Genomic DNA, 9,019 nt, shown 5'->3' on the forward strand with positions numbered 1-9,019 from the left:
AAAGTTCCTAAACCTAAAGTGCTTAAAAATTTAATGTTATCAAACAAAAAATCAAAGTTTTTAACCTTATGGACTAAAGGTAAATGAATATGCCATTCCCAGAGAACGTTGGACAAGGGAAATAGATGTACAGAATATCCATTCATTGTTAATGTTCTAGATATCTCAAGAAAAAAAAGTAGATGATTCTTGACGTGTTCCACCACTTGGTTAGAAATGATTACATCAAAAAAATTATCTGGATATTGCCACTTTTCATCATCATAAATTAAAGTTAGTCTTTCATGCCAATCTACCCCAGAAAAATTCTTTGATAGATTTTCAATTGTTTCATCCATAAACCCCTTTTTTTGAACACCATGATTAACCACGTCTAAACCATAGACTTTCCAATTAATATTTGGCTGTACACAGGGAAGATTTTTTGTCAAGTATGCAATCAATTGTCCGTTACCACACCCAACATCTAGAATTTTGACTTCTTGATCAGTTGAATGTCTGTAAGATTCAGTATTGATTATACTTAATAAATGCTGATAATTAGTAGGATTTTCTACATTCTTCATAGACAGTTTCTAACCCGTTTGACTTGTTAATTACTTAAATGCGTTCATGCAAATATCGCTCGAATAAAAAGGATTATTTGCAGTCTTTTAAAATTCTTTTCAAGGTTTTGTAATCCGTATGTAAATGGATATTATTTTTAACAACTAAACCTCGTACAGCCCCCCAAATCCAAGATAAAATCAGCCCAGACAAACCAAAATTATCATAAATAACTCTAGCGTACTCCTGCTTACAATTCGCTAATTTTGAGTTATCTTGATAGGAACTGCTGGCACCACCAAGTCTAAAAAAAGCAATTGTAGATTTGTCTTTGATTGACGATGCACTCATCTTATAAATCTTTTGATTAAGGTCGAAATCAGCATATATTTTATATTTGGTGTTGAACGGAAGTTGAGCAAGTAGGTTTTTCTTAATGAATAGTCCTTGCGGACATAAAGTATTTTTGAACACAATCAATGGATTATATCTACTGATCCGTAGCTGACCGTTATCCATAATTACATTGCCGTGAATTATGTCCGTATTGTTTAAACTTGCTTTTTGAATAGATTGGCTAGGTATATTTAACAATATATCATCGCTCCCCAGGTAGTAAATGTAATCTCCTTGACTCAATTTCCAGCCTTTATTCATCGCATCATATATACCTTCGTCAGGTTCGCTCAACCAATAATCTATCTGATCATTATACTTACGAATAATATCAATTGTGCTGTCCGTAGAACCTCCGTCTATAATAATATACTCAACATTATTGTAAGACTGGCTAATGACACTCTGAATTGCTTGCTCTAAGTGCTTTTCTCCATTAAAAACTACCGTTATAACAGTAACCAGAGGAACTGCAAATTTTTCCGATAACTCACTTGTCTCTGGGTAGGAGTGCTTGAAATATCCCTTTGTTCTTAATCCTCCTTCTCCCCTGCGTTCTGGATTTGGTTGCAAAAATAAATAAGATTGCACTTTTGCAGAAGGATCGTTAATAATAGCAGGTCTCTCCATCGTTACTCGGCGAGTTGTAGAGAAGTTAGCATCTAGCTCGATAAATTTTTTCTCTTGCAATGGTGGCTTTATTGTCATATCCTGTCTTGATACTGGCAAGCTAAAAGCTTTGTAATCAAGATTACAAACTAGCTCAGTTTGTAATTAGCCCTATAGAACTAGAAAGATTATTGCTGCTCTCTCATACTTGCCAAAATACTATTAAACTAGCCTAGGGGTTATATCAGCTAATATGATTAGCTAAAAAAATTAACTTCAAGACCTAGAGGAAGTGTACCTGATCATGAACTTATTGTCAAGAAAATTTTTAACCAGCCAATAAGTAGTCGTGCAAAATTAATTTCCTAGTCGAGACAGGAGACTCCGAGACAGGAGACGGGGGACTCCGAGACAGCTATCAGGGATCAGATTTGAATTTTTAGTTCACTGTTTACTGGTCACAGCAAAAAGCTTTTGGCTGACGGGTGACGGCGTGGATGTGTAATTAATTTTGCTTAGGTACTTACTAGAAAGCCAACGGCTCTCCCGATATAATGGAGAAAAATGTTGGAATATCTTCCATTTAGCCTCCTGGACAGTCATTATAGACAATTACTCCAGCCCCGAATTAATTCAACGGGATGATTAGACCTCGACCTAATATTATCTCAAGACTAAAAGTTATTCTAGTCAGGGAACACACCCAAATAAAAATAATTTTAATTGCTTCATATTTTTTCAGTGAAATTGAATTAGCGACGATAGATATACATTTCAGCCATCGAACTATTTAGTTAGTACATAAGCTAAAGGCAGGCTGTGATTGGGTTATAATTTTTGGAGATGTCTATTGATTACTAGCCGGTCAACATCTAGATTTATTCTGGCAAATCCCCAAAACACTCTCGATAGCGTTGGAGCAATGCTTCTAAATCCTCAGCCCGCATTCTTTCCTGTTGGGCCCGCATTCTTTCTTGTTGGGCCCGCATTCTTTCCTGTTCAGTTAGCTCTGACTCCGTGGGCAGTAAATCGCCGGCAAAAGTCGCCCAACGCAGCCAAACTGCCTCAACTCCCTTATACTCCCCTTGCCAGCGTACCAAAGCCAACCCTAGCCTTTGACTGAAAAATCTTTCTCCCGTCTCTAGAGATAATGGCTCGTAGTTGCCGTCTCTGAGGATAAAACCTGCCCAGTCTTCAGGATTGAAGGGATCGTACCAGAAATATTCTGGCACTCGCAAACGGTCTTGATAGACCGCTTTCTTTTCAGTTTTATCCTGTGGGGCAGTACTTTCGGAAAGGAGTTCGATAACCACATCGGGAGCTTTCCCCTCTTCCCAAACCACCCAACTTTTTCTTTCCGCTTTGGGAACCCCCAGGACAGCAAAGAAATCGGGGCCGCGAAATTCCTCGGTTTTTAACTGTGCGGCACTGAAATAAACGAACATATTGCCGCCTACATAGCCATCTTCCCTAGCAGCTAACCAGGGTAACAAGGCATCTATGAGGATATCCATCTGGAGTTTATGTCGTTGGGTTTCCATGGGAACGCCGTCATCGCAGGGCAATTCATCTTGGGTGGGCAGTGAAAGTCGAGAAGGGGAAATAGTTGAAGTCATCGGAGCTAGGCTGGTGATTGGACTTAAGGAGCTTTTTCCTCTAGCATTGGGGAGAATATCTAGCCGCTAGAATTGAGATGGGGGCAAAATGTTATGGCAATTATAGCCTTCTTCTAGGAAATTAGTTTTTTAAGCACATAAGTGGGTGGGTGGAATTAAATATAAGATGAACGTAGGTTGGGTTGAAGCATGAAACCCAACACCCGCTCATGTTACGCTACCCCTAACCCATCCTACAAATAATTGGGCTCTCTTCTTCTTTGTGTGATAAGTTTAACTTATATAGGAGCGCTCAATCTTTGTGTCCTTTGTGTCTTTGTGGTTCCTTCCACTCGCTCGCCAGCAGGACTGTATCTTAGAATACATTTTACCCACCAAACCTAAGAGAGCCATAATTGTGCCTCCCTACTTATATTAAGTGAGCAGTATTAAAGCTGATCACTGAAAAATCTCCCCAACACCTAGCACCCCCACTAAGGCCCTTTTTGACTCCTGGAAATTCGCACCCATAAGTAATAAGAAAGGACTTGACTTTGGCGGCGGCTTGTGCTATGCTTTTCTCATAATGGGAATCCGTGCCAATTTTTAGAAGTTCAAATATTCCCATTATGAATAAAATCTTTTAAAAATATTATCTCAAAATCTCCCGACAAAAACAAGCAAAATTTTCCCCATAATTGTTAAGTTTTGTTAAAAATGCAGAGACCGGCAGGGAAAGAACTGATTACTGATCACTGATCACTGAAAAACTTCCGCACTGCGATGGCTGCATTTTGTCCTCCGAAACCGAAACTAAGACAGAGACAATTGTGTAGGGAAAAATTAACAGCCGATCTAATTAAATTTAATTGAAAAGGCGACTCGCGCACACCGACACAGGGGGGAATTAGCTGATTTTTCAGAGCCATTAAACAAAAAGCCATACCTAATGCCCCCGAAGCCCCTAAAGTGTGTCCTGTTGCCCCTTTTGTCGAGCTTACAGCCACTTGCGAGCCAAAAATGCTGGCGATCAGGTTTGCCTCCCGTTCATCGTTTAAACGCGTGCTAGTGCCGTGGGCGTGAATGTAATTAATTTCATCTTTTCTTAATTGACTTCTGTGCAAACATAGTTCTATGGCTTTGGTAGCACTACGATTATTCACCGCCGGGGCGCTGACATGATCGGCATCGCAGGTAAAACCATAGCCCAAAATTTGCCCGTAGATGGGGGCATTTCTGCTTAAAGCCAGTTCTTCCGATTCAAGGACTAAAATCGCGCCACCTTCCCCCAAAACTAAGCCTTCCCTAGCTCTATCAAAAGGATAACAGCCCGTTTTCGCCAAAGCTCCCATCTGTTCAAATCCCACCAAAGTTAAGGGAGTGATCGGGGTTTCGAGCGCCCCGGCTAAAACTCGATCGCATTCTCCCATAGTAATTAATTCTACAGCCTGGGCGATCGACCAGATGCCCGTGGCACAGGCCGCCATGGGTGCTAACACTGGGGCGCCGGTTTCTATCAATCTAGCGGTCAATACCGAGGCGCGATCGGGTAAACTATCTAACCAGTTTTCTACTATTCCCGTCGCTGCCATCCGTTCCCATAAACCCTGACAACCACGACTAGAACCGATAGTGACACCACAATCCTTTAAGGGAGGGGTTAATTGAGCGTCTTCAAGGGCAGCAATCAGGGCAATTTTGGTTAAATCCTCTAAAAATGCCGGTTTGTGACCGATTAAACCCAAGGGTAAAGCGGGTAAATCAGAAAAGGGTTGTTGCCTAGTTATACCAGTTTTGCCCTCTAGTAATCTTTGCCAACTCTGACTTAAATTTCCCAGAGAACTGATCAACCCAATTCCCGTCACCACAACATTCATTTATCAGTTATCAGGTATCAGTTATCAGATGAACGTAGGTTGGGTTGAAGCATGAAACCCAACGCCCGATTATGTTACGCTACCGCTAACCCATCCTACAAATAATTGTGCCTTCCTACTTAGAGCATTTAATTGATTATTATTCATTCTTAATTCTCCTGACTACTGACTACTGGCTCGGAGACTCCTCACCTGACGGAAGATTTTTGATTTTTGCAGCAGATTTATTAAATGATTGGGTGGGTGACGGCGAACATTAAATTATTGTCGCCCGGTCCCACCCTAACCGATCGCTATTTTTTCAGATTTTCTGCACCAGAAATAACTTTGGCCGAGTCAATTTTATCCCCTTGTTTAATCGTATCGATCACTTCCATTCCCTCAGTTACATAACCAAAAACGGCATAATCACCATCGAGGAAATTGATATCCGACAGGGCAAAATAAAACTGAGAAGAAGCGGAATTAGGTTGTTGAGAACGGGCCATTGCGATCGCACCGCGTTTATGGGGTAAAGCGACGATGGGAGTGCGGGCCGTGGCCTGTTGACCGATTGCTTGCCCATAAATCGGCTCTTTTTCGTCTTTGAGGAGAATTTCCAGGGGAACATAACGGGATTGCTTGGTTTTCGGATCGACAAAACCACCAGTTCCGCGACCTTGGGGATCACCCCCTTGGGCGACAAAAGGCTGCGGTTCTGTAACCACGCGATGGAAAGTTAAACCATTATAAAAACCTCTCTCCACCAGATCCACAAAATTACCGGCAGTAATTGGGGCCGCCTTGCCATCAATTTCGATCGTTACCGGTTTACCTTTGATGATCATCTCGACCACGGCAGTTCCATCTAAGCGGGGTTTGTAATTATCCATGTTGACACTGCCCCAACGGGCAGATTTACGGTTTTCGTCGATGATAATAGAATTATCGCGGGTGGAGTTAGCTTCTGGGGAAGAACAGCCGAAAAGTGTCGTCGTTGCGATTAAAAAAACACAAACTAGAGACAGCCAGCCAGATTTTCTTATCTTCATCATTTTATAGCCAAAAAGAGCGAAAAAAGGACTACAATCCCTCTAGAGGAATTTCCAGAAAACGAGCGAGTTCCGCTCCTTGATTTTCCAATTCCGAGAGGGACATCGGATCGCCGACGCGAGTTAAAGGGATATCGCGACGCTGTTTAATCCGCAGGAATAGTTCCCGTTTCGGGTTGAGTCCTTCTCGCACTTCGGCCCGCACAGCTTGCACATCTTCGAGAGGCCAATCGAGATCAATGCGACGATTTTTGCCGGGGTAGCCCCAACGAAAGATTTTAACTTTGCCAGTTTCCTTATTAAACTCGTTGTAACCACCTCCGACATTCCAGAGGAGAGATAACCAGAGATAGATGGCTAAAAGCGTCCCCGCAGTGCCATAAAAGAGGAGGGCGACTCCTTGGGGAATAAATTGCAAGGCACTGGTATCGCTAACGAGAAGTAGATTGACCTTCAAATAACTGGAAAGACCGGCGAGGAGAAACCCTAGACCGCCAATAGAGACGATTACAGCCCAAAAATAGTTACTAGGGCGACGCGCTCCCACTACTTCTTGCCGTAGGATCAGGCTATCTTTACTTGTTGTTTGCGCTTTCATGAATTCTTTTTAAGGTTGCCTAGAGTTATTTTACCAGCTTTTTTTCTCGCCACTTCCCCCACCCCGACCTAGGGTGTTGATTGGGAGCGGAATGCCGCCAAAATCACTCATACACTTTTTCTCTGATTAAGATCAAGGGTACTCTGTACCGGCGATTGCCTTCCAGAAAAGTTATCGAAAATTTAGTTGGTTAATGCTTCGATTTCTCTCATTGCTTGATCAATTCCTTCTTTAACTTTGCTCAATCCAGTTAAAAAGTATTGCCAATGACCGTGTTTGCCGTCGGTATTAATGGCATTACACCAGGGTTTAGCCGCTGCTTCCTTCACTTCCCTCAGTTCGTCCCATCCTTTAGTTTCTAAAATTAAATAGTTAGATTTAGCTGTCTTCAGACGGATAATAAAGTCTGGGAATAGTAAACCCTAAGCGTTCATTTTTAACAAAGGCTGCAGTGGCGGGATGATTGTCAATAATATAGGCGGCTGCCTGTTCCCATTGATCGGTATCAGCCACCACGTGGCAGGCGCTCGCTTTTCAAAAATATGCCAATTTGTCACTAAGACTTTACCCCGTCTCAGTTTGTCCATCAGGTGAGAAGGTACGAGGTCACGGGTGCGATACAAAGAAGCTTCGCCGTTGTCGGGGTTGAGTTCCTGTAATCTACTTTTAATGGTGATATTGGGACAGATAATCAGGACAATATCGGAGAATTTAGCGTTACTGCGATCTGCTACTTTGTTGAGGATAGACCATGCTGCTAACATCCCCATCACTGTTATTTTGACGCTTCCGGTTGCCATCTTACAGGCGTAGCGGATGAAAGCTTTCAGGGTGCTGTCAATGGGGGTATCTTGGGGAATATGAATCCCTTGGCGAAAGTCGGTGCGAGATTCAATTAGGAAAATGATGGTTTCTACTGCTTCTTTTTGAGCAAAAAATAGGCGATGTTCTCTTCCTTCTCGGCTCCAGTATTCTAATAGTTCTAAGGTGGTACTGCTGACCCCGGGATACTGTTGTCTTCTCCATTCTTTAACTTCTTTCCTGATGCGGTTAACTAGGGTCATTTCATAACCTGGGAAAAATTCATCGGGGGATGAAAGTTTGAGAACTTGTCCTAATTCCCATTCGGTATTACCTTCCCGGGGTGGGTAAACGATAGCTGGTCTTCTCCCTTCTTTTAATTCCGGTTCATAACCTTCTCGGATGAACCAGTATTGTGAGGGTTCATCAAAGGGGGAATTAAGGATAGGTTCGTTGACTTCGTAGGACATAGGGTTATTTAGGATTTTTTTCTTATGTATTAACTCAAGGCAAACTCGGTTAAACTGCGTTTATAGGGAGCCTGAAAACCTAAGACTATATCTTGTTTAGGAACACCAGCAGCGATTAATTGATTGGCAATGCCGATTTCTGTTCCATCTCTTTGAATCCAGATTTTGTCATCTTTTATGTCAAGATGAATAATCACACCATAGATTCGCTTTTGCTCTTTCCACCCAATATTTAAGACTTGATAATGATGGCGTTTTGTGTCAAAAATAAGTTGAGTTTCTCTGTCATTTTTGCTGTCATTAACTGAATGTTGGGTGAGAATGTCTTGAATCAGTTGAGAGTAGTTTATTCTTTCCATAATACCACCTCTTGTTTGAGAGAATTAAAGATTAAAAGTTTAATTTTCTATTCTGCTACAGCGTCTTGAATAAATTGACGAGAGAAGAAGTCTTCATAGGTATCTTGAGGAATGGCTAGATAAAGAATCCTTTCGGGTTCTTCCTGTTTTAATGCTAACCGATAATTGAGGATTTGTCCTAATGCGAGATGAAATTCGGTGACTTCAGATGTCCCTAAAAAAGATTTAATCTCTATGGCGATTTTTTGACCTGCCTTTTCGGCGGCAATTAATCTTTCCGCACCTAAGTCGATGTAAAATTCTACGTCATTGACTTTAAGATAAAGGGGATCATGAGTGATATTCCAGCCATCTTTTTCGAGGGCAATACACACGGATTGATGAAAAATATCTTTGGCTGACATAGAATTATTCTAAGTATAAGCAAGCTCGATAAACGGCTGATTTAACTTCATCAAGGGTTCATCAAAAGGTGAGTTGAGGATGGGTTGGTTTACTTCGTAGGGTAGGACATTTCGATTTTGGATTTTGGATTTTGGATTTTGGATTGATTAATTTTCTAGCAGGTTTTGAGGTTGTCTCATATTAACTCCTTTTTAAGCGACTTGAAAGGGAATATTGTCAAGGATAACTTGGGGGACATTTCCTGTTCCTAAAACATCTTTAGCATCGAGGATTTCAATTCCAACTAAAAGATCATTATTGCCAAGATTTAAAGTAATTTCATCGTTTAACTG

General features: G+C 41.5%; 10 protein-coding genes. All 10 read right to left on the reverse strand.

Annotated features, from left to right (window positions below):
- The coding region (locus PX636_RS04020) for a class I SAM-dependent methyltransferase (protein WP_288116287.1) at positions 1 to 566 on the reverse strand (566 nt) is incomplete at its 3' end.
- 73 nt (positions 567 to 639) lie between these two features.
- On the reverse strand, positions 640 to 1,650 hold the full coding sequence (locus PX636_RS04025) for a glycosyltransferase family 2 protein (protein ID WP_288116288.1): 1,011 nt from the start codon (positions 1,648 to 1,650) through the stop codon (positions 640 to 642).
- A gap of 779 nt (positions 1,651 to 2,429) precedes the next feature.
- Positions 2,430 to 3,167, reverse strand: a complete 738-nt coding sequence (locus PX636_RS04030) for a Uma2 family endonuclease (protein WP_288116289.1) — start codon at positions 3,165 to 3,167, stop codon at positions 2,430 to 2,432.
- Positions 3,168 to 3,898: 731 nt separating this feature from the next.
- Complete coding sequence (locus tag PX636_RS04035) at positions 3,899 to 5,023, reverse strand: beta-ketoacyl-ACP synthase (RefSeq protein WP_288116290.1); 1,125 nt, start codon at positions 5,021 to 5,023, stop codon at positions 3,899 to 3,901.
- Between the two features lie 293 nt (positions 5,024 to 5,316).
- Entirely contained in the window at positions 5,317 to 6,057 is a 741-nt protein-coding gene (locus tag PX636_RS04040; RefSeq protein ID WP_288116291.1) for a peptidylprolyl isomerase, read from the reverse strand.
- A 28-nt stretch (positions 6,058 to 6,085) separates the two neighbouring features.
- Positions 6,086 to 6,652, reverse strand: coding sequence for a photosystem I assembly protein Ycf4 (locus PX636_RS04045; RefSeq protein ID WP_004162688.1), 567 nt, complete (start codon positions 6,650 to 6,652; stop codon positions 6,086 to 6,088).
- Between the two features lie 182 nt (positions 6,653 to 6,834).
- A complete protein-coding gene (locus PX636_RS04050; protein WP_002761017.1) occupies positions 6,835 to 6,981 on the reverse strand; it encodes a hypothetical protein in 147 nt (48 codons plus the stop codon).
- A 93-nt stretch (positions 6,982 to 7,074) separates the two neighbouring features.
- Entirely contained in the window at positions 7,075 to 7,923 is an 849-nt protein-coding gene (locus tag PX636_RS04055) for a hypothetical protein (protein ID WP_012267085.1), read from the reverse strand.
- A gap of 29 nt (positions 7,924 to 7,952) precedes the next feature.
- Positions 7,953 to 8,282 (reverse strand): XisI protein, encoded by a 330-nt coding sequence (locus PX636_RS04060; RefSeq protein ID WP_004162692.1) that lies wholly within the window; start codon positions 8,280 to 8,282, stop codon positions 7,953 to 7,955.
- A gap of 47 nt (positions 8,283 to 8,329) precedes the next feature.
- Positions 8,330 to 8,686 carry a XisH family protein gene (locus tag PX636_RS04065; protein WP_004162693.1) on the reverse strand — a complete coding sequence of 119 codons (357 nt, stop codon included), beginning with the start codon at positions 8,684 to 8,686 and terminating at the stop codon, positions 8,330 to 8,332.
- Positions 8,687 to 9,019 lie beyond the last annotated feature (333 nt).

The sequence above is a fragment of the Microcystis sp. M53598_WE2 genome (assembly GCF_030067735.1).
GTDB lineage: Bacteria > Cyanobacteriota > Cyanobacteriia > Cyanobacteriales > Microcystaceae > Microcystis > Microcystis aeruginosa.

What these genes read in the sequence shown, in the direction of transcription:
- PX636_RS04065 (WP_004162693.1), bottom strand. Translation starts at nt 8,686, where the DNA reads ATGTCAGCCAAAGATATTTTTCATCAATCCGTGTGTATTGCCCTCGAA.
- PX636_RS04040 (WP_288116291.1), bottom strand. Translation starts at nt 6,057, where the DNA reads ATGATGAAGATAAGAAAATCTGGCTGGCTGTCTCTAGTTTGTGTTTTT.
- PX636_RS04035 (WP_288116290.1), bottom strand. Translation starts at nt 5,023, where the DNA reads ATGAATGTTGTGGTGACGGGAATTGGGTTGATCAGTTCTCTGGGAAAT.
- PX636_RS04055 (WP_012267085.1), bottom strand. Translation starts at nt 7,923, where the DNA reads ATGTCCTACGAAGTCAACGAACCTATCCTTAATTCCCCCTTTGATGAA.
- PX636_RS04030 (WP_288116289.1), bottom strand. Translation starts at nt 3,167, where the DNA reads ATGACTTCAACTATTTCCCCTTCTCGACTTTCACTGCCCACCCAAGAT.
- PX636_RS04060 (WP_004162692.1), bottom strand. Translation starts at nt 8,282, where the DNA reads ATGGAAAGAATAAACTACTCTCAACTGATTCAAGACATTCTCACCCAA.
- PX636_RS04045 (WP_004162688.1), bottom strand. Translation starts at nt 6,652, where the DNA reads ATGAAAGCGCAAACAACAAGTAAAGATAGCCTGATCCTACGGCAAGAA.
- PX636_RS04025 (WP_288116288.1), bottom strand. Translation starts at nt 1,650, where the DNA reads ATGACAATAAAGCCACCATTGCAAGAGAAAAAATTTATCGAGCTAGAT.